Annotated in this window: 19 protein-coding genes; 11 read left to right on the top strand and 8 right to left on the bottom strand. The window is 45.9% G+C overall.

The genetic code is table 11. The features are described 5' to 3' along the window. Window positions 1–87 precede the first annotated feature (87 nt). Both OM978_RS02015 and OM978_RS02010 read right to left on the bottom strand, forming a co-directional pair. Window positions 88–1,761: a methyl-accepting chemotaxis protein gene (locus OM978_RS02015; protein ID WP_264345131.1), complete on the bottom strand. Its 1,674-nt coding sequence runs from the start codon at window positions 1,759–1,761 to the stop codon at window positions 88–90. A gap of 255 nt (window positions 1,762–2,016) precedes the next feature. Next, on the bottom strand, window positions 2,017–2,505 hold the full coding sequence (locus tag OM978_RS02010; RefSeq protein WP_319633891.1) for a thioesterase family protein: 489 nt from the start codon (window positions 2,503–2,505) through the stop codon (window positions 2,017–2,019). 78 nt (window positions 2,506–2,583) lie between these two features. Between OM978_RS02010 and recQ the strand changes: the two genes are divergently transcribed. Continuing rightward, window positions 2,584–4,398 (top strand): DNA helicase RecQ, encoded by a 1,815-nt coding sequence (recQ, locus tag OM978_RS02005; RefSeq protein ID WP_264345129.1) that lies wholly within the window; start codon window positions 2,584–2,586, stop codon window positions 4,396–4,398. Here the strand turns inward: recQ and OM978_RS02000 are convergent. Then, entirely contained in the window at window positions 4,380–4,697 is a 318-nt protein-coding gene (locus OM978_RS02000; RefSeq protein WP_264345127.1) for a c-type cytochrome, read from the bottom strand. The genes recQ and OM978_RS02000 overlap by 19 nt on opposite strands. Window positions 4,698–4,878: 181 nt before the next feature. Here OM978_RS02000 and OM978_RS01995 point away from each other — a divergent pair, with 181 nt between their 5' ends. From OM978_RS01995 to OM978_RS01980, 4 genes are all read left to right on the top strand, one after another. Further along, window positions 4,879–6,327: a protein adenylyltransferase SelO gene (locus OM978_RS01995; RefSeq protein WP_264345125.1), complete on the top strand. Its 1,449-nt coding sequence runs from the start codon at window positions 4,879–4,881 to the stop codon at window positions 6,325–6,327. Window positions 6,328–6,337: 10 nt separating this feature from the next. Further along, entirely contained in the window at window positions 6,338–6,649 is a 312-nt protein-coding gene (locus tag OM978_RS01990; RefSeq protein WP_264345123.1) for a DUF3630 family protein, read from the top strand. Beyond that, the gene (locus tag OM978_RS01985) at window positions 6,646–9,528 is read left to right on the top strand and encodes an EAL domain-containing protein (RefSeq protein ID WP_264345121.1); all 2,883 of its coding nucleotides are present in this window, start codon (window positions 6,646–6,648) and stop codon (window positions 9,526–9,528) included. Before OM978_RS01990 ends, OM978_RS01985 begins: the two co-directional genes overlap by 4 nt. 125 nt (window positions 9,529–9,653) lie before the next feature. After that, entirely contained in the window at window positions 9,654–10,241 is a 588-nt protein-coding gene (locus tag OM978_RS01980; RefSeq protein WP_264345119.1) for a YkgJ family cysteine cluster protein, read from the top strand. Between the two features lie 3 nt (window positions 10,242–10,244). Here OM978_RS01980 and OM978_RS01975 read toward each other — a convergent pair whose 3' ends face one another. The 4 genes from OM978_RS01975 to OM978_RS01960 all read right to left on the bottom strand — a co-directional run bounded on the left by OM978_RS01975 (window position 10,245) and on the right by OM978_RS01960 (window position 14,874). After that, window positions 10,245–11,039, bottom strand: coding sequence for a hypothetical protein (locus tag OM978_RS01975; RefSeq protein ID WP_264345117.1), 795 nt, complete (start codon window positions 11,037–11,039; stop codon window positions 10,245–10,247). A 111-nt stretch (window positions 11,040–11,150) separates the two neighbouring features. Beyond that, window positions 11,151–11,540, bottom strand: a complete 390-nt coding sequence (locus OM978_RS01970) for a hypothetical protein (RefSeq protein WP_264345115.1) — start codon at window positions 11,538–11,540, stop codon at window positions 11,151–11,153. Between the two features lie 42 nt (window positions 11,541–11,582). After that, the gene (locus OM978_RS01965; protein ID WP_264345113.1) at window positions 11,583–12,986 is read right to left on the bottom strand and encodes a sigma-54-dependent transcriptional regulator; all 1,404 of its coding nucleotides are present in this window, start codon (window positions 12,984–12,986) and stop codon (window positions 11,583–11,585) included. Further along, window positions 12,979–14,874 (bottom strand): sensor histidine kinase, encoded by a 1,896-nt coding sequence (locus OM978_RS01960; RefSeq protein ID WP_264345110.1) that lies wholly within the window; start codon window positions 14,872–14,874, stop codon window positions 12,979–12,981. Before OM978_RS01960 ends, OM978_RS01965 begins: the two co-directional genes overlap by 8 nt. Window positions 14,875–15,177: 303 nt before the next feature. Between OM978_RS01960 and OM978_RS01955 the strand changes: the two genes are divergently transcribed. From OM978_RS01955 to OM978_RS01930, 5 genes are all read left to right on the top strand, one after another. Then, window positions 15,178–16,602: a cytochrome ubiquinol oxidase subunit I gene (locus tag OM978_RS01955; RefSeq protein ID WP_264345108.1), complete on the top strand. Its 1,425-nt coding sequence runs from the start codon at window positions 15,178–15,180 to the stop codon at window positions 16,600–16,602. Then, a complete protein-coding gene (gene cydB, locus OM978_RS01950; RefSeq protein ID WP_264345106.1) occupies window positions 16,602–17,645 on the top strand; it encodes a cytochrome d ubiquinol oxidase subunit II in 1,044 nt (347 codons plus the stop codon). Before OM978_RS01955 ends, cydB begins: the two co-directional genes overlap by 1 nt. 303 nt (window positions 17,646–17,948) lie before the next feature. Then, window positions 17,949–18,266 carry a hypothetical protein gene (locus OM978_RS01940; RefSeq protein WP_264345102.1) on the top strand — a complete coding sequence of 106 codons (318 nt, stop codon included), beginning with the start codon at window positions 17,949–17,951 and terminating at the stop codon, window positions 18,264–18,266. 105 nt (window positions 18,267–18,371) lie between these two features. After that, complete coding sequence (locus tag OM978_RS01935) at window positions 18,372–18,932, top strand: CBS domain-containing protein (RefSeq protein ID WP_264345100.1); 561 nt, start codon at window positions 18,372–18,374, stop codon at window positions 18,930–18,932. 568 nt (window positions 18,933–19,500) lie between these two features. Continuing rightward, the gene (locus OM978_RS01930; protein ID WP_264345098.1) at window positions 19,501–21,174 is read left to right on the top strand and encodes a serine hydrolase domain-containing protein; all 1,674 of its coding nucleotides are present in this window, start codon (window positions 19,501–19,503) and stop codon (window positions 21,172–21,174) included. Window positions 21,175–21,207: 33 nt separating this feature from the next. On the opposite strand, the gene OM978_RS01925 is transcribed toward OM978_RS01930, so the two are convergent. After that, the gene (locus tag OM978_RS01925) at window positions 21,208–22,794 is read right to left on the bottom strand and encodes a winged helix-turn-helix domain-containing protein (protein WP_264345096.1); all 1,587 of its coding nucleotides are present in this window, start codon (window positions 22,792–22,794) and stop codon (window positions 21,208–21,210) included. A gap of 279 nt (window positions 22,795–23,073) precedes the next feature. On the opposite strand from OM978_RS01925, the gene OM978_RS01920 reads away from it, so the two are divergent. Further along, the gene (locus OM978_RS01920; protein ID WP_264345094.1) at window positions 23,074–23,346 is read left to right on the top strand and encodes a hypothetical protein; all 273 of its coding nucleotides are present in this window, start codon (window positions 23,074–23,076) and stop codon (window positions 23,344–23,346) included. The last annotated feature ends 60 nt before the right edge of the window (window positions 23,347–23,406 follow it).

Genomic DNA, 23,406 nt, shown 5'->3' with positions numbered 1-23,406 from the left:
TAAGCTGCGGCTTATCTCTGTTAGCGAGCGACTAATAAATCAGGCATTTACTAAATTACCAGTACCTGGATTAAAAGTTCACAGAGTTCAAGCTAGTGCAGGCAGCTGAAATCTTTTCACTGCAGCGTCCAATGTTCCAGCCATGGATGTCAGTTGCTGACTGGCAGCAGCGACTTGTGTCACCAGCTCTGCATTATGTTCCGCAGCCTGATACACCACACTGACACTGACATTAATTTCTTCAATAGCGCTGCTTTGCTGTTCAGCTGCACTGGCTATCTGCAGGCTCATATCCCGAACCTTATCAATAGAGGCATTCACTTTTTGCATCAGTGCGCTGGATTGACCGGAAAACATGATAGTTTTTCCGCCGAGTTCACTGCTTTGCTGCATCTTCACTACGGCTTGTTGAGCGCTGTGGCGGAAAGTACTAATCATGGTTTCGATTTCAGTGGTTGAGGTTTGAGTGCGCTGCGCCAAGTGCCTGACTTCATCGGCTACCACAGAAAAACCCCGACCTTGTTCGCCCGCTCTGGCTGCTTCAATAGCCGCATTTAATGCCAATAAATTGGTTTGATCGGCGATCGCTTTAATCACCACCAGCACTGCACCTATGTTCTCACTATTTTTTTCAAGCTCAGATAAAGAGGCCGCGCTTTCAGTTAAGCTTTTCACCAGAGATTCAGTGCTTTGCACTGCTTGCGTATTAATGGCCTGACTGGAAACAGAGTTTTGTGCTGCCTCTTCACTGGCAGAATGAGTGGTGGAAACACTTTGTGCGACTTCGTGGGCTGTAGCCGACATTTCGTGCATAGCTGCAGCTATTTGCTCCATTTGCATACTCTGCTGCTGTACATTATCCTGCACGCCATGACTACTATCAGCCAATACAGTTGCAGCACCAGAAACCTCAACGGTAGAACGCTGCACCAACACCAATAACTGCGCCAAATCTTGTCTGGTTTGCTCCATCAATGTCAGCATTTCACCAATCTCTGCAGGCTCGTCAGCCACAACAGCAGTGGTCAGATTGCCTCGCTGCAATTCTTTTAAAGCAGCCATGGCTTTAGCCAAGCCTCTTTGAATAGCTATACGGGTAGAGCGACTGATCAGTATAGAAATCAACATCACCAATACAGCAGCTATAACCACCTGTTTTTCTAAGGATTTAGTTTGATCATCAATACTTTGAATTTCTGCTGCGGTGAAACCTTCTACGTTATGTAATAAGGTTTTTACGTCAGTCATCAGTTGAGCGTCAACCTTCGCCAATTTAGCTTCAAGCTCTGCCTCCTGCTGGCCTGCCCCAACACTTTGGATCAATTGCGCAGCAAGAAGATCCCACTCTGTCGACATCTTCTTGACGGAATGCAGCAGCTCTCTGTTTTGATTCACCATCACCAACTGTTGCTCAGTCATACCTGGTGAGGGTACTAAGTAAGACTCTGCATCACTTAATGCGGTTTTAAGTTGCTCAGCACGTTGCTTAAACTCAGCAGTAATTCGATCGAACTCAGCTGTGGATTGCTTTTCTTGTCTGGGAATAAAGCGCAGCTCTTTTTGCAATAATAACTCTTGTTCATACTGCTGCTCTGTCACCTGAATCAACTGATCAATAGCTGGTGTATCTCTGTGCACCACATCATCAAGATGGGACTCAATTTTGGCCAACTGGATAAACACAAAAGCAGTCATCACAACCACGCCGACACAAATCACCCCAACCGATAACATCAGTCTTTGCTTAATAGACAGCTGCATAGAAACTCCTTTTAAATTAAAACTTCACTGAAAAACATCCATATAAAATTGAGTGACAACCAGGAAAAGCAGCTAAATGCCACTCATATCTCTGCTCGCTGACAGTATCATTATTATCAAGTTATCCCATTTATCAAATCAAAATCAGCAAAGATCAATCTATTGTATGAGATAAGGCAACACAGATTATGTATAGCGTATAAGTACAAGCTAAGAGCAAAATAAAGAGAGGATTCTCGCGAGGACAAATTGGTATTAGCCCACCAGATAAGTGCCAGTACCCAAAGCTATATGAGTACCCTGCTCGTTGTGTAACTCCATCCGGCAGACACACACCTTATTGCCAGTGCGGATCACCTGAGCTGTGGCAATAAACTGCTGACCACGGCCTGGCCTTAAGTAATCGGTACGAATATCTATAGTGCTCATTTTGCCCAGTTTTTCGGCCAGTTCAGCATCAGCAATATCGCCCAATCGGGTTAAGGCGCTGGACACAGCCATCAGCCCACCTACGACATCCAGCACTGAAGCTATCACGCCACCATGTAAAATCTGCTGCACCGGATTGCCCACCAGTTGGCCTGCCCAGTCAAAACGCACTTCTGCTTGTTGTTCATCAAAACGGGTAACTTTTAAACCTAACAAACGATTAAAAGGCATTTGATCAAAAGTATCGGCGATAAAAGGTAATAACTGATCGGCGTGCATGGCTTCCTCAACTTCACTGGTAAGAGCAGTATGCAATCTACTCCAGCGCAGTCAATGACACAATGCCCAAGACAGCATCTGTAGTTTTGATTACAATGCGCCAGATTTTTCATAATGCAGCCTTGTCCTTTGCCACAGATATTGTTCGACACCTTAAAACAAGCTTTTGGTTACAGCCAGTTCCGCCATGGACAACTGGAGGTGATCCAGGCTTGCCTGAGCGGTCAGGACACTTTTGTACTGATGCCTACAGGTGGCGGAAAATCGCTGTGTTATCAGTTACCTGCTTTATTATTGCCCTATGTCACTGTGGTTGTTTCGCCTTTAATGTCACTGATGAAAGATCAGGTCGACGCTTTGCAGGCCAATGGTATTGCAGCTGAATTTATTAACAGCAGCCAAAGCAGAGAAGAAATTCAGGATGTGATCCGGCGTTTACGCAATCAGCAGCTCAAACTCTTGTATCTGGCACCAGAGCGTTTGCTGCAACCGGATTTTATGTCACGTCTTGCAGAAGTTGGCGTCAGCTTGTTTGCCATAGACGAAGCACATTGTATTTCTCAGTGGGGCCACGACTTCAGACCCCATTACACTGAACTGGCCCAGCTCAAACAGTATTTCCCGCACGTGCCTATGATGGCTTTAACAGCCACAGCAGATCCGGCCACGCAAAAAGACATCAGCCGTCAGCTGAATTTGCAGCAGGCCTATGTCTCCATAGGTAGTTTTGACCGGCCTAATATTCGTTACACAGTACAAGAAAAATTCCGCCCACTGGAACAAGTGGTCAATTACCTGAAACTACAGGAGCAGCAAAGCGGCATTATTTATTGTGCCTCTCGCCGCAAGGTCGACGAGCTGACAGAGCAACTGGCCGGCAAAGGTTTTCAGGTGGCGGCTTATCACGCAGGCTTAACCAATGAGCAGCGTAATTCAGTACAGGAAGCCTTTAAAAAAGACCAAATCCAGCTGATTATCGCCACTGTCGCTTTTGGTATGGGCGTGAATAAATCCAATATACGTTTTGTGATCCACTTTGAATTACCCCGCACCATCGAAGCTTATTATCAGGAAACAGGCCGCGCTGGCCGTGACGGTGTGCCAGCCGAAGCTTTGATGCTGGTGGACCCTGCCGATATAGCCCGGATGCGCAGCTGGATCGAAAAAGACGAAAACAACAGCAGAACCGAAGTAGCTTTGCAACGCTTTAACCAAATGGCTGCTTTTGCGCAGGCCCAAACCTGCAGGCGTTTAGTGCTGCTGAACTATTTTGGCGAATCCAGCCAGAAACCTTGCGGCAACTGCGATATTTGTATCGACCCACCCAAGCAATTTGATGGCACTGAATTGGCAAGAAAAGCGCTGTCCTGTGTCTATAGAGTCAATCAAAGTTTTGGTATGAACCATGTCATTGATGTACTACGTGGCAGTCAGACCAGCCGTATTCATGAGCTGGGCCACGACAAGCTATCTACTTATGCGATAGGCAAGGATGAATCACACGATTATTGGCTGAGTATTTTGCGCCAGTTGGTGCATTGTGGTTTATTGCAGCAGGATATCAGCCAGCATTCGGTCCTCAAGCTGCAGGAAGCCGCCCGTGCTGTATTACGTGCTGAGCAAACACTACAACTGGCTGTACCGCGTCTGGTGCAAACCAAAGCCAGTAGTAGCAGTAAAACCACAGCGCCACAAAACTACGACCGTAAACTGTTTGCCCGCTTAAAAGTGCTGCGTAAAGCCATAGCAGAACGCGATGACGTGCCACCTTTTGTGGTGTTCTCAGACGCCACTCTTATCGAAATGGCGCAAGCTTGCCCAACCAACAGTGTGGAGTTTTTAGCCATCAGCGGTGTAGGCCAAACTAAACTAGGCCGTTATGGCGCTGATTTCCTCGATTTAATCAGCGATTATTTGGCTGGCGACTGAACCGCCAGAGAAGAAAAATAAGCCGCTAAATCCAGAATATCCGCATCAGACAAGCCTGCAGCCATAGGTGACATCACCGCATGTTTACGTACGCCATCACGATACGCTTTAATGGATGTTTCCAGATACTTCTGTTTTTGCCCTGCTAAGTTAGGGTAATCCGGTAATACCGAAATCCCTTCAGCGCCATGACAAGCCGAGCAGACTGCTGCTTTGGTTTTTCCGGCTACTGCATCCTGAGCTAAAACAGGTGCAGACAATCCGACTAAAACTAATACTATCAAAGGTATAAATCGCATTATTGTTATTCTCCCCGAAAGTGGACTTCGATTTATTTTTACTATGTTTTTTCCATTAAAGACCTAAGTACTTGTTTATACAAGTCAGAGGCTGAAATTCAGTAAAATCAATACTCCAGAAAGCGCTTGAGCTAACTGAACACAGCGACGACAATGAGCTATTGCCGTTTTGGGGTTTGTTATGCCACTTCTTTTAAGTTCCACTTATGCATCAGCTTTACCTGATTTAGTCAGTGCAGTCAGCGTCACGGCTTTTGAGCAGCCAACACTTTTAGCCTACAGCACGGACACTGCGGCTTTGTTGCAAATCCCTACTGCATTTTTTCAACAGTCTGATGCTGCAGACTACTTAAGTGGCAAAAAGCTGTTTACAGGTAGCAAACCGATAGCCCAAAAGTATGCTGGTCATCAGTTTGGTCAATACAATCCTGAATTAGGCGATGGTCGGGGTTTGCTATTGGGGGATGTAAAAGGCTCTGATGGTAAAAATTACGACCTGCATTTAAAGGGTGCTGGCCGCACCCCTTATTCACGTTTTGGTGATGGTCGTGCTGTATTAAGGTCCAGCATTCGCGAATTTTTAGCCTCCGAAGCTATGTTTCATTTAGGTATTCCAACCAGCAGGGCCTTAAGCCTGGTCGGCAGCACCGAGCCTGTACAACGAGAAACTATAGAACAAGGCGCTATGGTGATACGGGTCTGCCCCAGCCATATCCGCTTCGGCCACTTTGAACACTGTTTTTACACAGGCGATAAAAACCAATTACAGCGCTTGGTCGATTTTACAGTGCAGCAGCATTTTCCGGATTGTCTGAACGCAGAAAATCCAGCTTTAGCGATGTTACAACAAGTCGTAGTGCGCACAGCAGAGCTGATTAGCCAGTGGCAGGCTGTTGGCTTTAACCATGGTGTGATGAATACAGACAATATGTCGATTCTAGGTATCAGTTTTGACTATGGCCCTTATGCTTTTTTAGATGACTATCAGCCAGGTTACATCTGCAATCACTCGGATCATAGCGGCCGTTATGCTTTTGACGAACAGCCTGGTATAGGTTTATGGAACCTCAATGCGCTGGCTCATGCGTTATCTCCTCTGATTGAAGTAGAAGACTTACGATCTGCACTGGGGTTGTACGAGCCAACCTTAGTCAGTCATTACATGGCTTTGATGGGGAAAAAGCTCGGTCTTGCCAGCATAGAACCGACGGATCGCGCTTTAATAGGCCAATGGTTGGCGTTATTGCAGCAACAGAAGCAGGATTACACTTTAAGTTTTCGCCGTCTGGCTGATTTTTCGGATGACACCAATGGCTCTTCAATCCGTGATCATATGCTGGACCTTGTGGCTTTTGACCAGTGGGCAGAGTTATACCGCGCTCGCCTGACGAAGGAATCCACTACAACAGCTGAACGTAAAACCCAAATGAACAGCGTCAACCCTTTATATATTCTGCGTAATTACCTGGCTCAACAAGCTATTGAAGCGTCAGAACAAGGGGATACAGTACCTTTACACGAACTAATGCAGGTGTTGCAACAACCTTATCAGTTGCAGCCTGGTAAAGAAGCTTTTGCCGCGCCACCTCCGGATTGGGGTAAAGGTATGGATATTTCCTGCAGTAGTTAACGGAAGTTTTATGAATAACGAAACAACTAACAGTTTTATTGTACAAATTGAACAGAAACAACTGCTACTGACTGCTTTATGGCCAATGCGTTTTGAACAAGTCCAGCAATGTAAGTCATGGTTTGCACAAAGTGCAGTCAAAGCTGGCACTTTGGCCTATGGTGCGGACAGGGTGGAGCTGGGATTAAGCTTTGCCAATGAATCATTTACTTTTTGTTACGAAGACTATAGCGAAAGTTTTTGGGTCACAGCTGACAGTGCAGGCGGCGCTATGCTACTGTCAGAATTAGCAAAAGAATTCAGTAGCTTGGAGATTAGATGACGATAAAACTGCAGCATGGAATAAAGCTATGGTGGCTTATGCTGCTGATGTTTTGTCATAGTGCTTTTGCCTTCCATGCTCAGGTCAATAGTTTTGATAAACAGCTCAGTCGCCTCCAGCTGGGCGCTAATTTGTATTTTCAACAGACTCACAAAGCCTTGCCGCTGGAAGAGCTGATTTTTGATCCAGAAAGGCACCATGCGTTTCGTTTGGTCGCCGAATACAAAAAGTCGCTGCAAAGTGCTGACCAGTCGTTGTGGTTATTCAGCCGCTTACATTACACAGGCCAGACTCCAATTCAGACCGTCGTGCATTACGACTTTCCATTGGCTGACGTGGTTCAGGTCTATAGCTACAACAGAGCCAAAAATGATTTGCAGTTGTTAAGCAGCACAGGAGCTTCAGTCCCCTTTTATCAACGCGCTCTGGCCTATCGCAGCTTTGCATTTCCACTGAATTTTGAACCTGGGCAGGAACTGGACTTGTTTGTCAAAGTGCAGGATGCAGCCATAGCGCCAGTGCAGCTGACTTTATGGCAGCACAATGATTTCGTCTTAGATCAGTTGTATAAAAACATTCTGGATGGTTTGCTTTGTGGCGTTTTATTGCTGATGGCTATCTACAACCTGTTTTTATATTTCTCGTTGCAACAACGACTGTATTTGTATTATTCGGGCTTTTTTATTAACTGCGCTTTGGTGCTGGCGATTTTAAACGGCCTGGCTTTTGCGATGCTTTGGCCTGATTATCCGGAAATCAATCAGGCTATTTTGTATGTGGCAACCGGAGCAACCTTCACCTGCCTGACGCTCTTTAGCTGGCATGTACGCCAACAACAAGGCAGCATACTGGGTCGGTTTGGCTTTTATCTGTGTTTAATCAGCGCTTTGTTATTACTGTTCAGCCCACTCTATGCCAATAACCAATTACGATTCTGGGGTCTGTTGGTGGTCACGGCTTTGTGTCTGGGCGTAAACACATTGTTTGCACTGGTGCATGCCATCAAAGGCGATCGTACCGCTAAAACTTTTGCTTTGGGCTGGTCTTTTTTCTTTGGTTGTATAGTGCTGCTGGCCTTATCGCAAATTGGTTATGTGCCTACAGCTCAGGCCTGGCAATATCTGCTACTGATGGCGGTGATGGGCAGCATGGCTCTGATGAGTTTTAGCTTGCTGCAAAATATCAGGGGCACCCAACAACAAAGTATCGATCACCAGCGTCTGGCCAATGCCCATTTACAACAATATTACGACATCTATCACAATGCTGTTGAAGGGATGTTTACCAGTACCTTGCAAGGCCAATTGATCACCGCCAATCAGGCATTGCTGAACATGTTGGGTTATCAAAGCCTGCAACAAATGCAGCTGGATGTGGCAAAAACCGGCATGGCGCGTTATTACGCCAATCCGGAAGACAGAGCCCAGATGCTGAAACAACTGCAACTGGGTGATAACAAAAACTTTGAGATTCGGGGTTTACGTGCTGATGGCTCAGCATTTTGGGCTTTAATGTCAGCGCGGCTAGCCGAAGGTGACGGTACCCAAAGTGCTTATGTGCACGGCTCTATAGTGGATATCACAGCGCACAAACAAAATACCGAACAGCTGGCTTACCTGGCGACACACGATCCGCTGACCTCTTTGTACAACCGGCATTATTTTATTGAACAACTGGAGCAGACGCTGCGTTTTGCTCATCAAGCCACCTTACTTTATCTGGATATAGATCAGTTTAAACTGATCAATACCACCTGCGACCACAGAGCCGGTGATGCCTTGTTATGCCAAATCAGTAACCAGATGCAACGAGTCCTGAACAACAGGGGCACTTTAGCCAGATTAGAAAGCGATGAATTTGTGGTGCTGTTACCGCATTTAACCAGCAATGAAGCTTTTGCTATTGCCCATCAGTTGCTGGATACAGTGAAAGAATTCCGTTTTATCTGGCAGGACAGCGTATTCAGTATCAGTGTCAGCATAGGTCTGGCAGAAAACTCAGACGGCAATCAAAGCACCGAACATTGGTTAAAACAAGCAGATTCAGCCTGCTTTGTCGCCAAAGAAAAAGGTCGTAACCGCATTCATATGTTTAATGCCGACGACGAAGAATTGCAACGCCATCAGTCCGAAATTCAGTGGTTGAAAACCTTAAGGCAGGCGTTGGAACAAGATAACTTTGTGCTTTTTATGCAGCCCATCACCGCGATTCAACAGGATCAGCCTGGTTTGCATTACGAGCTGCTGCTGCGTTTATCTTTACCAGACCAAGGCTTAATAGCGCCTGGCAACTTCTTAAGCTCTGCAGAACGTTATGGTCTGATGCCACAAATAGACCGCTGGGTGATCCGCAACTATTTCCGCTGGCTGGCGCAACAACCAGTCCATCTGGCGGAGCTGAGTTTAGCTAATATCAATTTATCCGGCGCCTCGTTAACCGACCCACTGTTCAAAGCTTATGTCAGTTCATTGTTCCGTGAGTATCGCATTCCTTTTTCTAAGGTGTGTTTTGAAATCACCGAAAGTATGGCGATTTTAAATGTGCACCAGACGCTGGATTTTATCTCCCACTTCAGACAGCTGGGCTGTAAGTTTGCCTTAGACGACTTCGGTAGTGGTTTTTCATCTTATGGTTACCTGAAAAACTTCCCGGTCGACTTTGTCAAAATTGATGGCAGTTTTGTCCGCGACTTGCTGATCGATCCTTTTGACTGCGCCATAGTGCAATCTATTCACGATATTGCCCGCGCTATGAAAATCCAAACCGTAGCCGAATATGTTGAAAACATGGAGATTTGTCACAAGCTGACCGAAATGGGAATAGACTTCGCTCAAGGTTATGGCCTGGCCAAACCACGCCCCCTTTATCAGCAGGAATAGCAGTTTATTCGCTGCTGTTTTTGCCACAAAAACTATATTTGTTTGCCCCTATTGCTGAGTCTCAAGGGCTGTCATTACAATAGCGCCCCGCCCCACTGGGGTAATGCTGTTTGTTCGGAGAACCTATGCAGCAGCTGCGCGACACCGCTTCCCGGTTAATGATCCTGAACGACGAAATTGCCCAGACTTATAGTCGTTATCAAAACGATCGTAAGCTGTTTTGCCGCAGTGGTTGTGGTGAATGTTGTCTGCATCCGGGCATTGAAGCTTCGGTACTGGAAATGCTGCCTTTGGCTTTGCATTTGTATGATGCTGGCCTTGCAGAAAGCACATTGGAGGCTTTGCAACAGCATACTCAGGATGGCTGCTTTTTTTATCAGGCCTCTTCAGAAGATCGTAAAAGTGGCCAGTGTGGTGTTTACCCTTATCGCCCGGCAGTGTGCCGTATGTTTGGTGCTGCGGGTTATCGTGGCCGCGAAGGCGAAGTCTTGCTATCGATTTGCAAAGTGATACGGGCAGATGAACCTGAAGCAGTGATAGCGACAGAACAAAGTCTGAGCAGTGAAACTCCACCTATGATGCGTAATCACAAAGCTCAAATAGCTCAGCTGGATTATGAACTCAGCAAAGAAAATATGCCGATTAAACAAGCCACAGAAGCGGCTTTAGAAAAAGTACTGACCAAAGCTTATTACGCTTCTTTTGCTGAATAACCCTTAGTTTTTTACCGGAACTGCAGCTGGTTCTTTGACCACTGTTTTCCCGGCAACAGCTGGTTTATCTGCTTTAGCTTCAGGTTTTTTATTCAACTCTTTATCCGGCTCTTTATCCAAAACAGGAATTAAAGCCGCCACATTCGCGTGGGGGATCAATTTGACCTGATCCTGATGGTAAATCCATAAGTAGCTGACGGTACGGGTAATAATCTGCACTTCGTTCAATTGCCGGATTTCTTTACCACCGGGTTGGATCGGATAAATCAGGCTAAGCTGATATTGTTCGGTTTGGTGGGTTTTTATTGCCTTGCTTATTTTTGGCGTCTCTAAGGTACTGAAAAACACCACATAAAAAGCAAAAGCGATTGCTCCCCACACCCAATTCGGCACCAACGGGTTTGGACGATAATATTTATCTACCCATAAGGCGTATTTGAGGTACTTTCTTCTGAGCATGCGATCAAACCAAAGGGACAATGCCACAGAACAAACACCTATAACTAAATAAAGTGCAGTTCTTGGATTGGCTATAGCCGCCAATAAAAAGTCACTTAATTCCAGATAAAGCAAGGCATTAAACTGAAACTTATTTAGCAAAGAAATAGTAAAAATCAGCCCCATTACGCTGGCCGTTAAATAACCAAAGGTTAAAATCAAACTCGGGTGTTTTAGAAAAAAGCGGCGTAAATTTCTTAGTTCAGCATCAGACTGTTGGTCCATTTGCTGACCATAACGGGGGGTTGCCACTTCGGCAGGCAAGTCAGTAGCGTCCGTTGTCCGTTTTAACTCATCCATGGCAAAGTCATATTTACTTGTTCATTACATGACTTTAAAGCAGCATTGGGCACAGAGCAATAACAAAATACCGCTAAGCTTTCGCTCTGTATTGGTTTTCTAAAAGGTGGATCAGAGGCGCTGCAAAAATTGTTTGGCGTAGCTTAGCGCTGTGTCGGTGTGGCTAAAATGTTGCGGCTTGTGTGAGTGCTGGTATTTCATTTCCAGCAACTGTTGTTGAATAGGGTTCAAGCCAATAAAACAGCGTAATACACAGCCGTGTTGATCTTCCCAGGCACTAAAGTCCGTCATCATACTGATAGCATCAGGTGTTGCCAGCTCCCAGCCTTGCATATCCATGACTCGAGCCCATTTTTTACCGGCAAAGCCTTGTACCACAGCTTTCAGATCGTCAATCAGCTGTTCTGACCCCTCTTTATTCCAGGCGCCCTGAATTTCACACAATAACACCTCACCTTGAGGGGTGACGCTGAACTTACCATGGGCAATAAAATCTGTCATAGCTGGTACTCCTGATGGCTAACTAGTTGAGTATAGGCAACTCTAATCATCTCCCAAATCAGTCAGCCCATAACGCTCAATTTTTTTCAGTAAGCCCTGGCGGGAAATGCCCAGAACACGTGAGGCCTGGCTCTTATTGCCTTTATATTGGGCCATAGCTTGCTGAATTAAACGGATCTCCAAAGCTTTCACCTGTTCATCCAGACTACTTAAGTCCGATCCAGGCACCAATTCAGTGTCTGTATCCATGCTTTGATGTTCCAGATGTAGCAACTGAATATCTGCGACACGGATCACACCTTGCTGTGCTATAGCAGCGACGCTTTCCAGCGTATTCTTTAATTCGCGCACATTGCCAGGCCAGTGCTTTTGCAAAAACCAACTGATTGCAGCCGACTCCAACTGCAGTTTCTGACCATACTGCGCACTGAGCTGCTCCAGAAAAAACTGGATCAGTAATGGAATATCTTCGCGCCGCTCATCCAAAGCCACAGTTTCGATAGTGACGCCTTTGATACGGTAATACAGATCTTCGCGAAACTTACCTTGTTTGACTAAATCCGGCAGATTGGCATTGGTTGCTGACACCAGACGGATATCAATTTTTTGCTGCTCGCGTCCACCGACAGGATAAAAGGTGCCTTCCTGCAACACCCGCAATAACTTCACCTGCATCGCTAGCGGCATTTCACCAATTTCGTCGAGGAACAAGGTGCCGCCATCAGCAAGTTTTAATAAGCCCTGCCGGTCTTTATCTGCGCCGGTAAAAGCCCCTTTGACATAACCAAACAGCTCACTTTCTAATAAATCAGCTGGAATAGCGCCACAGTGCACTGAAACAAAAGCTTTTTCTGCGCGAGGGCTTAGTTCATGCAAAGCACGTGAAATTACTTCTTTGCCTGTACCGGATGGCCCTGTCACCAAGACCCGTACTTCAGTCGGAGCTATACGTTGCACTAAGGTGCGAACTGTTTCCATATGTCGCGAATGGCCAGCCAATTTCGGTAAAAAGCTATGTTGCTGTAAACCTTGCTTTAACTGCCGTACTTCTTTTTCCAGCTGATGTTTAGTGATAGCGCGTTTCACCACTACAGCCAGTAACTCCGGATCTATTGGCTTGGCAATAAAGTCCCATGCGCCTTGTGCTATGGCCTGCAGCGCCAGCTCGCGTTCGGCATGCCCAGTTAAAATAATCACCGGCCGCATGGAAAACTCAGGCACCGCAGCTAGGGTGTGAGCCGGGTCAAAGGCTGGCGGTAAAGCCAGATCGAGCAAAATTAAATCTGCATCAAATTGCTGTAATTTAGTGCGGGTTTCGTCCAGATTTGCGGCTCCGGCTACCTGATAACCCTGTTGCTGTAAAAAACGTTCGGCCAATAAACGAAAAGCAGGTTCATCATCAACAATTAAAATGCGCGCCGGGTTTGGCGTTGTTGCATTAAACATCTGGGGTATCCTTTGGAAACAAAAGTTCAAAACTGACAGGCCAGCCCAGATCAGTGCGGAAGCAGATCTGGCCCTGGTGGGCATCCATAATACGTTTCACTATGGCTAAGCCTAAGCCGCTGCCGCCACTGCGTTTGCTGATAAAAGGCCGGAATAGTTGTTCAGTGGTTAAGCTGATATCCAAAGCAGGACCATTGTTATGCACCCGTACCTGGATAACATCCCCTATTAATGTCACGTCGACGCTCAAGGTTGCATCGGCCTGATTACGTAAAAATGCGTTGGCATTATCAAACAGATTTAAGAACACTTGCTGCACTCTGTGCTGGTCGGCCTTCAGCATCAAACCAGATGGAACCTTCAGCTCCAGTTTGACCTGCTGCCAGTCAAACTGCTGCAACAAGCTTTGCAGTAAAGGCTCCAGCTCAATCTGGCTGTATTGCAACTGCAAGCGGCCTGAGTACACCAGCATATCGGAAATCAGCCGATCGGCTCTTTTCAGTTGCTGCTGAATATGGCCCCGCAATTCAGCATCAACACCAGCGGATGCCATAGAGATAATATTCAACGGGTTACGCAACTCATGCGCCATCGAAGCCGCTAAAGCCCCCATTTCGACCAGATGTTGCTGCGACAGTTGTTGTTTTTCGGCTTCGGCCAGTTGCAGTGACTGCGCCAGTAGCTCACAGCTACTGCCAAGCAAAGAACCAAATACCTGCGCCATTAAACGAATGCCGGGCGTCATATCATCCCAGCCCAGTAATTCCACCTGCCATTGGCCTCGTTGGGTATAACAGCGAATATGCAGCTGACGTGCGTCTGCAACCCCATCAGTCACTCGGCCTGCCGTTGCTGCAGGCAATTGCACTTGTACTTTTTGCTTCAGCGCAGTAGATAACAGTTCAGCTGCTGTTTCACTTAACACTGTCCAATTCTGACACTGTGCCAATTGCTGACGCCAGGTATTGATCAACGCCTGATCCAAAGTGGCACCAGGGTAAATTAAGCGTTCGGCCAGTTTAGCGACAGGCCGGTAACAGGCGGCGGTAAGTAATAACACCAGACTGGAGTAAAGCCATAGCTGCCAGCCCGGTACACTGGCCAGCGCCTTCATACCTAATTGCCCAAAAACGGAGCTGACCAAAGCCATCAGTAACAGCAATAACAAGGACATCACCAGCCAGAGCAAAGCTCTGTTCGCCAGCGCATTCACCGCCAGCATCTGGTAACGCACCACGCCATAGACCAGCAATACCGGATAGCTTGGCAACAGCAGCATAGGATAAGGGAACCAGTCCAAACCAAACGAAGGAAAAACCACAGGGGTCGCCAGCAATAAACCCCAGCCCCCTGCTAAAAACATCGCGACAATAGAGCGTTTTTTATTACCCTGATGATAACGCCAGCCATACCACAACACGGCGTGGGCCAGAATACCAAGAGCGACTGTATACAGCAGATTTAAAAAACCGTAGGAGTGAAATACAAAAACCTGGCCCAAGGCTGAGCTTTGCAGCACATCACCAGCATCAAGACTCCAGCTCAGCAACACCACCAAAGCGGTTAGAAAATACAACCAGCCAATATGACGTCTCGCCCAGCTTAACCAGGGAGCTTTCACCTGATCCTGTTCAACAAACCTCAAGGCAAAATGCAGGAAAAAAGTAGGCATCAAAGGATTAGCCAATAACAGGCTGCGGCCTAATTGCATCTGATCATGCAACACAAAAACATGACCCAGACACCACAGCGCCATCATGGCACCAAAACCCGCCAGACCTGCAAGTGTGCGCTGATAACGCGAATGCCACCAGAGCCAGCCCGACATCAGCGCAGCGCAAGCGCTGGTGACTAACATCATCAGCTCAAAAGCTAAAATCAAATCCACAGCTTACCGTCAACTTTGTTGTCATCACTTTGGTTTTAAATCGTAAATCAAGTTTACACCCGCTGCAAATTTATAATTTTATTTATTTAAAATCATAAAGTTACAAATAAATATAATTATGGCCTGATTCTGGCAATACAGGGATGCGCAGCGTTTTTGCTGTATAACTTGTCAACAAAGAGAACATTATGCCAGACCTGTCTATTCTTGCTGCCGAACTGCTGACCATGTTGCTGTTGTTGTCTGTGGCGCTTGCGCCATCTGTGCTAAGCCGAGTTAAAGCACCTAAATAACGAGGTTTGTATGGAACTTGATGTCAGTATCCTCTCGCGTATCCAGTTTGCCTTTACCGTAAGCTTCCATATTATTTTTCCGTCCATCACCATAGGTTTAGCCACGCTGATTGCGATTTGGGAAGGCTTATGGCTGAAAACCGGTAACCCACAGTACCTGCAACTGGCCAAGTTCTGGATCAAACCTTTTGCTATTACCTTTGGTATGGGGGTGGTGTCCGGCATAGTGCTGTCGTACGAATTTGGCACCAACTTCTCTAAATTCTCTGAAATCGCAGGTGCTGTGCTTGGACCTCTGATGGCTTACGAAGTGCTGACTGCATTTTTCCTGGAAGCGGGCTTTTTAGGTGTCATGCTATTTGGCTGGCAACGCGTCAGCGCAAAAATGCACTTTTTCGCCACAGTCACAGTAGCTATAGGTACCTGGATCTCCGCTTTCTGGATTATCGCTGCCAACTCCTGGATGCAAACCCCACAAGGTCATCAGATTGTCGACGGTAAATTTGAAGTCGTCAGCTGGCTTGAAGTCATTTTTAATCCCTCTATGCCCTACCGTTTAGTGCATATGCTGCTGGCTGCTTTTATCACTGCCACTTTTGTCGTAATGGCTACTCATGCCTGGTATTTACGTAAGGGCCAGCATAAAGAATTTGGCCGCAAAGGTTTGTCGATGATGTTGTGGTTCGCTTTAGTACTGACACCACTGCAAGCCTGGGTAGGTGACTTACATGGTTTAAATGTGAAAGAACATCAACCGGTGAAACTGGCAGCGATGGAAGGGATCTGGGCAGAAAAAGAAGCTAATGTGCCACTGCTGCTGTTTGCTTTACCCGATATGAAAGCTGAAAAAAACCATTACGAAGTTGCAGTGCCTGGTGTAGCCAGCCTGATTTTAACCCACGACTGGCAGGGCGAACTACAAGGTTTAAAATCAGTTCCGGCGGCCGACAGACCTAATGTGCCTATGGTGTTCTTTAGCTTCCGCATTATGGTCGGTCTTGGCATGCTGATGATAGGTGTTGCAGTGCTGGGCGCTTATCTGCGCTGGCGTGGCACTTTGTATCAAAGCAACTGGTTCCTTTGGCCAGTCAGCTTTATGGCTCCAACAGGTGTTATTGCTGTGTTAGCTGGCTGGTATGTCGTGGAAATTGGTCGTCAGCCCTGGATTATTTATGGTCTGGTGCGTACCAGTGAGATTGTCAGCCCCTTACCTGCTGAACGCGTGCTGTTTTCACTGACCTTGTTTGTCTTGACCTACAGCCTGCTGTTTGGTGTTTATCTGTACTTTATGCGCAAGCTGATCAAAAAAGGTCCGGCCCCTATCGAACATCTGGAACAACAACGTATTGGTGTCAAAGCTTCAGGTTACGCCTTGTCCTTTACCAAAGCTTTAGCGACTGACGCTGATGCAACTTCAACAAAAGGAGCCAACTAATGGAACTGGAACTGAGTTTAGGCCTGTTTTATCTGCTGCTGCTTGGCTTTGCCATTCTGATGTATGTACTGTTGGATGGTTTTGATCTGGGTATGGGCATTCTGTATCCATGGTTTAATACAGACGCAGAACACGACCATTTAATGCGCTCCATTGCACACGTCTGGGATGGCAATGAAACCTGGCTGGTGTTTGGTGGCGTGATTTTATTTGGTGCTTTCCCGGCCGCTTATGCCTCTATCGCCTCGACTTTTTATCTGCCGATTATGCTAATGCTGATAGGTTTGATTTTCCGAGGTGTAGCTTTTGAATACCGTTTTAAATCAGATACTTCAAAGAGATATTGGAATACTGCCTTTGCTGTTGGCTCCAGTCTGGCCGCTTTTTGTCAGGGCCTGATGCTGGGTACTCTGGTGCAAGGTGTACCGGCTGATTTTATTAATCAGTCCAGTTTGAGCTGGCTGAGTCCTTTTAGCTTGTTTTGTGGTTTAGCTGTGATGGCCGGTTATGCACTGCTGGCCTGCTGTTATCTGGTGATGAAAAGCCGTGGTGAGCTGCAACAAAAAGCAGCGCGTTATGGCCAACGTTTATTACTGATTGTGATGTTATCCATGCTGCTGGTCAGCTTATGGACAGTCTGGATTGAGCCGGAAATCCGTGCTCGTTGGTTTGGCGGCTGGCATGCTTTATGGTTAATCCCACTGCCTCTGTTGTCGGTGCTTGCCGCCCGTTTATTATTCCGCGACTTAGGTCGGGTCAACCGCAGCCATAAAGCGGAAACTGCTGTGCATGAACGCCATGAAGAACGGCCTTTCTGGCTGGCGTCTGGATTATTCCTGCTGGCCTTTGTTGGTTTACTGGTCAGCGTATTCCCTTACCTGTTACCACGCCAACTGACCTATATGGAAGCCGCAGCGCCAGATAGCAGTTTGATCTTTATGTTGCCTGGCATCTTCATTTTTGTGCCGCTGATTTGCGCCTATACGTTGTGGGGCTACAAAATTTTCGCCGGTAAAGTGGAAGATTATCAGGAGGGCTATTGATGAAATTCGTCGGGAAAAAATTGTCTCAAACCCAATGGTTTGTCGTTTTATACCTGTCTGGCTTTTTAACTTTAACTTTTATTGCATGGCTATTAAAACAAGGAATGAAGTTTTTATAAACGCTTAAAGATCAAGCATCTTCGCTCAAAAAATAACAGGCTTTTATTGATCTGACACAAATAAAGTGTCAATCAATGGGTCTGTTATTTTCATTTTTTTCATTTTTTTATTTGCATTTTAAAAAACACTGCTGCTATAGTCAGGACAAGACCGAGCTGTTTTGGTCCTTACCGGGTGCGAAAGATGAAGTATTTAAGTTTTATCGCAGTGTTGTTTTACCTAAGTTTGCTGTTTCCTACGGCAGGCCACTCTGCATCCAGCAGTTGGGTAGATTTACAACAAGCGAATGAAAACTTCAGCGTTGCTCTGGTTGCTTCAACGACACACTCCACTGTCGATTCGACAGAAACTTCAAGTGATGATGAGAAAAGCCCAGTCTGCTGGAATAGTTTTGAATTTCCATTGGCACAGAGCAGCGCTTATCAGCAAACACAAAGCCAATTCAGCACAGTGCAAAAAAGCTGCTATGCAGCACGCGCACCACCAGTACACCTCTCTTAAATCATTGAAATTGTCAGAGTTTCCGGCTTTTTAGTCACTATCTGACGACATCCATTGTATTGATTTCAGTTTCGCTGCCTCTGAGCGGACTGACGAGAGGTTTCTATGAAAAAGTTAAATTTATTCAACGTTGATGTAATAGACCATTTAGTTCAGCCAGCCGAATTTGCCGAAGCAAATGTAAACTCAGCAGCGCTGGATTTTGTGTCTGACTTTAAGACCACCAGCCCAATGATGATTGATGCTAATACCTGTGCAGTCGAAGCAGAGGATATGATGAATCATGAACATACCAAATTAAAACTGGTAATAGACGCCAATCAGGAATTGATTGGTTTAATCAGCTACGAACAGTTGTCTATCCAGAATGTACTGCAACGTTTAGGCAAAGGCGTGAATCGCACTGACTTAACAGTGGCCGATTTAATGCGTCCACGCGCTGAAATCAAAGCTTTGGCTTATGAGCAAATCAAACACTGCACTATCGGTGATGTGCTGAACACATTGCAGCACAATGGTGAGCAGCACTGTTTAGTGATAGATACCGAATCTCACCACATCCGCGGTGTGATATCCGCAAGCGATATCGCCAGCCGTTTGCATATTCCGGTTCATATTGAAAAAGCTCCGACTTTTTTAAATATTTTTGACCGTATGTATGCCTGATCGACCTTTGACGGGTCGTTAACGCGGCCCGCTAAAGCATGTTTTCTCCTGGTTTTCCCCGTTTCGTAGTCATTCCCGCGGAACGGGGTTTTTGAAAGCCGCCACAGAGTATAGGTACCTCCAAGACCTCCCCTCTGTCAGCAATGCTGGTTCATGGCGGCGTTTTCCTCCTTCAATAGCATAAGTACCTCCAAGACCTTCACCCACCTGTCAGCAATGCTGGTTCATGGCGGCGTTTTCCTTAATAAGCAATATAAGTACCTCCAAGACCTTCATCCACCTGTCAGCAATGCTGGTTCATGGCGGCGTTTTCCTTAATAAGCAATATAAGTACCTCCAAGACCTACTTTCCCTTCCCGTCGGGTATCCCGATTAATGGCGACGTTTTCCTCCTTCAATAGCATAAACACCTCCAAGACCTGCCACCCAAAAAAATCCATAAACAACTGAATATAAAGACAAAAATAGACCTTCACCAAATCTTCAGTAAATCTTTAGGCTTTCTTTTGAAGTGAATAAAGCAATGCCTGTTATGTTGCTGGGCACTGTTATTTGATGGGTAAAAAAGATGAAGAGAACACTGTTAGTCGCTATAAAAATTCTGCTTTCTTTGGGCCTGCTTTTTGCTGCAACTCATAATCTGACAGCACAGGCATTGGCTGCAGAATCAAAACCAATTCACACTGATAGTCAGCAAAAGCTCTCAGGAAAAATCATTTTCTCAACCACAGCCAAAGCTATAGAGTCATACCAAGCCACTGAGTTAATCCAGAGATTTGAGCTCAATAGCACAAAAAGCCTGTATTTTAATGCTGTACTAGACCAGCCCCTTACTGCCTATTTGCAGCAATTAGCACCAGAATTATCTGCTGAAGAAGCAAACAAAAACGGCAATTATCAATTTACCTTTTATGTTGATGGATCAGTGGTTTACACCGAGAGTTTAAACCTGGCGGCAGGCTTATCCACTGAAAAGTCCAACCACAAAGTGCTGATGAAGCCGTTTTTTAGTGAAGCCAACGAAGACTCCTGGGGGCGTTTTTTATGGATGCGCTTTATGCATTTCGGTGGAGAACAAGCCCTGACCGAAGGCGTTCATACACTGAAAATAGAAATCAGACCCTACATCAAAACAGCTGATATAAAAATTGGTAACTTGATTGCTGCAGGTGAAATTTCAGTGCAGGTGGTAAAACCCAAAGCTTCGGAGCAGCAAATAGCTATTCAACCCATTAAGGCCACCCATGACTGGGTTATATCTAAAGACAGCTACAACAAAGATTTGATCAGAGCGATGAACAAAAAAATTGCCGAAAAAGAGTTCAAAGACATTAGCAGTGTGGTTGTGATTAAAGATGGTGCTTTGTTACTGGAAGAATACTTTAATGGCAGTGAACGTGCATCCTTGCATGACCCGCGCTCTGTGGGTAAAAGCTTTGCTTCCACTATGCTGGGCATAGCTATCCATGAAGGCTTTATTCAAAGCGAAAAGCAAAGTCTGAGTGAGTTTTACCCGCTAAAGAACTACCAAAACTACTCAGAAAAGAAAGCCAATATCAGCCTGAAAGACCTGATGACAATGACTTCGGGTTTTGCCGGAGATGATTCAGACTCAGCCTCCCAAGGCAATGAAGAAAACATGTATCCAACACCAGACTGGGTTAAATTCACACTGGATTTACCTATGCAAAATCCAACATCCCCGGTGAAAGAATGGAGCTACTTTACTGCTGGTGTCGTGGTATTAGGCGACATACTACAAAAAACTGTGCCACAAGGCCTTGAAGCTTATGCCGATAAAAAGCTGTTTGCACCCTTAGGTATTAGCAAATACGAGTGGCAATACACCCCACAAAAAGTGGCCAATACAGCCGGAGGCATACGTTTAAGGGCCTTGGATTTTGCCAAATATGGCCAACTGTATAAAAATGGCGGCAGCTGGGGCAAGCAACAAATTATTCCTGCAGACTGGGTAAAAGCGAGTTTAGCTAAGCAGGTGGCACGGACAGAGCAAAAGGATGGTGGTCATTATGGCTATTTATTCTGGAACGATACCATTCCGTCGGGCCAGCAGTCGTATGAAGTGGCTTATGCCAGCGGCAATGGCGGCAATAAGATCTTTATTTTCAAAGACATTCCGCTGGTTATAGTGATTACTGCCAAAGCCTATAACAAAGCTTATGGCCACCCCCAGGTAGCGCAGATGATAAGCGAATATCTTTTGCCGGCTATTCTGCACTAGTTAGCCACGTCAGTCCTTTTATCCGCCGTTGGATCAGGCTTCTGGCGGCGGATAAGCCTCCAGAAACTCTTGATGCATCTTTTCTCTGCGTTGATTTATATCGTCAATCAGTTGATAAAACTCTGGCCGCTCTTTCAGTGCAGCAAACAAGGGCGACAGAGCTAAATACTCACTATTCAGGTAACCCAACTGGATAGCTTTTTGCAGATAACCCAGCGCAGCGTTCTGGTCTTTGACTGCCCATAAAGCAATCAAAGACGCCTCAATATAGTTAATAGGCCAACTGTCACCACGCTCTACTGTCTCTTCAATGCTGCTTAACCTTTCGATAGCCTCTTGCGCTGTCAGTTGGTTATTTAAAATCTGCACCAGGCTATTTGGATAAGAGGTACCAGTGCTCACTTCTGCTGCGGCTTTAAACCAAGGCAAAGCCTTTTCTTTTCCCTCTAACAGCCAGACCAACTCAGCATAATAAGCGAACACTTCATGGCGCTTAATGTCCCGTTTCAGTACTTTTTCAATCTCGCTTTTCGCTTCAGTAAAACGGCCCTGAAAATATAAAAAGCGTGGATAAGCTTCGTTGATAAAGACGTTGTCCGGATAAAGCACAAACAACTCCTGATAGTTAAGTTGTGCTTTGGAGCTGAAATTCAGCAGTTCAAAAATTCGGCTGATTTGCAAATCGGCCATGTGATTATTCGGCTGCAGCTGTTTAGCTTTTACCGTTAAATCATAGGCTTGAATAAGCTCGCCTTTGGTTTCTAATAAATGCGCTGCCGAACCCATGCTGGCATAGTTTTTCGCATCAAGCTGAGTTGATAACATATAGGCTGCTAAAGCCTGATCGAGACTGCCAAGACAATCCCAGGCATAGGCAACTGCAGCCTGAGCTTTACTTTTATCACTGTCACTGCCATTGAGTGCGAGCGCTTGCAGAGCATATTGTTTGGCTTCCATAGCCAGCTCAGCAGGCTGACTGTATCTGCAAACCGATTTACTCAGCGCTAAACTTAAGCCAATAAGCGCAGCCTGATTGTTTGGCTCAAGTTTGAGTGCTTCGCTGAATAACTCTATAGATCTGTTGGTATTGTCGCCCTGCCCTGTGCTGAAGTAATAATTTCCACGCTCGATCAGTAACTCAACCGGATTGCTGGCCTGAACTTCAGTATTGATAGCGGCTGTATCTGAAACTTGTGTTTCTTGATTCAGCATCCAATAAAGCCCTACAGCAATGCTCAATAGCGCAACTACTACAACTGGCACTCTGAACGAAAACCTTTTTTGCGTCACGGCTGACAGCTCTATGGGTTTTACCAATAAACGATAGCCCCGGCCACGCACCGACTCAATGTAGGTAGGCTGTTTCGGGTCATCATCCAGCGCCTTTCTCAATAAGGTAATACGTTGAGTAATGGTCTCGCTGCTTACAATAGTATTTTTCCAGACAGCCGCTGTTATTTGCTCGACAGTGCAGACTTTTCCGGCATGCTCAATCAAATACATCAGGAGTTCAAAGGAGAGCTTGGGCAGGTCAATCTCTTGCCTATCTGATCCCAGCACGCGGTACACTTTGTATGAGTCAGGTTCTACAACTAAATCCAGTAATTCCACTTGCCGCATCTGCTGTCCAAATTTGCTGTCTAAACGAGTAGTGAGAAATTTTTGTAACTCAGAGCTGCACTATAAGCCTTCCACCGCACAGATTAAACGAGTCTGGCACTAATAGTGTTTAGCTGCTGTTATCCAGCCGAATAACATCTGGACAAACACATTTACAATCAATTGGTTAACAAAAAATCACAGTAAAATAAAACCCACAAGACCGAATTTACTAAAGCTTTCCCGATCACAGCAGATACATAAGCATCAGGTTTAACTGCTTTTGATAAGGAGATACAAATGAACGAAGCCAGCCGCTTACAAAGAATGCGTGAACTTGGAGTACGTCTCCAGGAGCTGCGTTTGCTGCCTTCGCATTCTGTAAACTCTTATGCCGGAGCAGCTATTAACTTTTTGTTCCAGAACTATCAAATTGAAAAACCAGCAGGCGCTCCTTTGGATGTGACCTTACGTGCTTTAGCTACAGGTCTGGCATTAAGACACAATATGCAAACCCGGCCGGACCCGGACAAAGTGATCGACTTTTTCTGTCGTCATTATCAGGTGCATTAACCACAATGCGTTCCGACTAAAGCTGCTGAAAAGCAGCTTTTTGCGTTATATTTGCGGCTT

Source organism: Rheinheimera sp. MM224, from assembly GCF_947090785.1.
In the GTDB taxonomy this organism is placed as follows: domain Bacteria; phylum Pseudomonadota; class Gammaproteobacteria; order Enterobacterales; family Alteromonadaceae; genus Pararheinheimera.
Note: the sequence above shows the minus strand (reverse complement) of the source record. Positions and strands in the feature narration are given on the sequence as shown.

Bases quoted from the DNA above. Each gene is read 5' to 3' on its own strand.
- recQ (WP_264345129.1), top strand. From the start codon at position 2,584: ATGCAGCCTTGTCCTTTGCCACAGATATTGTTCGACACCTTAAAACAA.
- OM978_RS01955 (WP_264345108.1), top strand. From the start codon at position 15,178: ATGGAACTTGATGTCAGTATCCTCTCGCGTATCCAGTTTGCCTTTACC.
- OM978_RS01990 (WP_264345123.1), top strand. From the start codon at position 6,338: ATGAATAACGAAACAACTAACAGTTTTATTGTACAAATTGAACAGAAA.
- OM978_RS01965 (WP_264345113.1), bottom strand. From the start codon at position 12,986: ATGTTTAATGCAACAACGCCAAACCCGGCGCGCATTTTAATTGTTGAT.
- OM978_RS02015 (WP_264345131.1), bottom strand. From the start codon at position 1,761: ATGCAGCTGTCTATTAAGCAAAGACTGATGTTATCGGTTGGGGTGATT.
- OM978_RS02000 (WP_264345127.1), bottom strand. From the start codon at position 4,697: ATGCGATTTATACCTTTGATAGTATTAGTTTTAGTCGGATTGTCTGCA.
- OM978_RS01970 (WP_264345115.1), bottom strand. From the start codon at position 11,540: ATGACAGATTTTATTGCCCATGGTAAGTTCAGCGTCACCCCTCAAGGT.
- cydB (WP_264345106.1), top strand. From the start codon at position 16,602: ATGGAACTGGAACTGAGTTTAGGCCTGTTTTATCTGCTGCTGCTTGGC.
- OM978_RS01980 (WP_264345119.1), top strand. From the start codon at position 9,654: ATGCAGCAGCTGCGCGACACCGCTTCCCGGTTAATGATCCTGAACGAC.
- OM978_RS01925 (WP_264345096.1), bottom strand. From the start codon at position 22,794: ATGCGGCAAGTGGAATTACTGGATTTAGTTGTAGAACCTGACTCATAC.
- OM978_RS01920 (WP_264345094.1), top strand. From the start codon at position 23,074: ATGAACGAAGCCAGCCGCTTACAAAGAATGCGTGAACTTGGAGTACGT.
- OM978_RS01975 (WP_264345117.1), bottom strand. From the start codon at position 11,039: ATGGATGAGTTAAAACGGACAACGGACGCTACTGACTTGCCTGCCGAA.
- OM978_RS01935 (WP_264345100.1), top strand. From the start codon at position 18,372: ATGAAAAAGTTAAATTTATTCAACGTTGATGTAATAGACCATTTAGTT.
- OM978_RS01940 (WP_264345102.1), top strand. From the start codon at position 17,949: ATGAAGTATTTAAGTTTTATCGCAGTGTTGTTTTACCTAAGTTTGCTG.
- OM978_RS01930 (WP_264345098.1), top strand. From the start codon at position 19,501: ATGAAGAGAACACTGTTAGTCGCTATAAAAATTCTGCTTTCTTTGGGC.
- OM978_RS01985 (WP_264345121.1), top strand. From the start codon at position 6,646: ATGACGATAAAACTGCAGCATGGAATAAAGCTATGGTGGCTTATGCTG.
- OM978_RS01995 (WP_264345125.1), top strand. From the start codon at position 4,879: ATGCCACTTCTTTTAAGTTCCACTTATGCATCAGCTTTACCTGATTTA.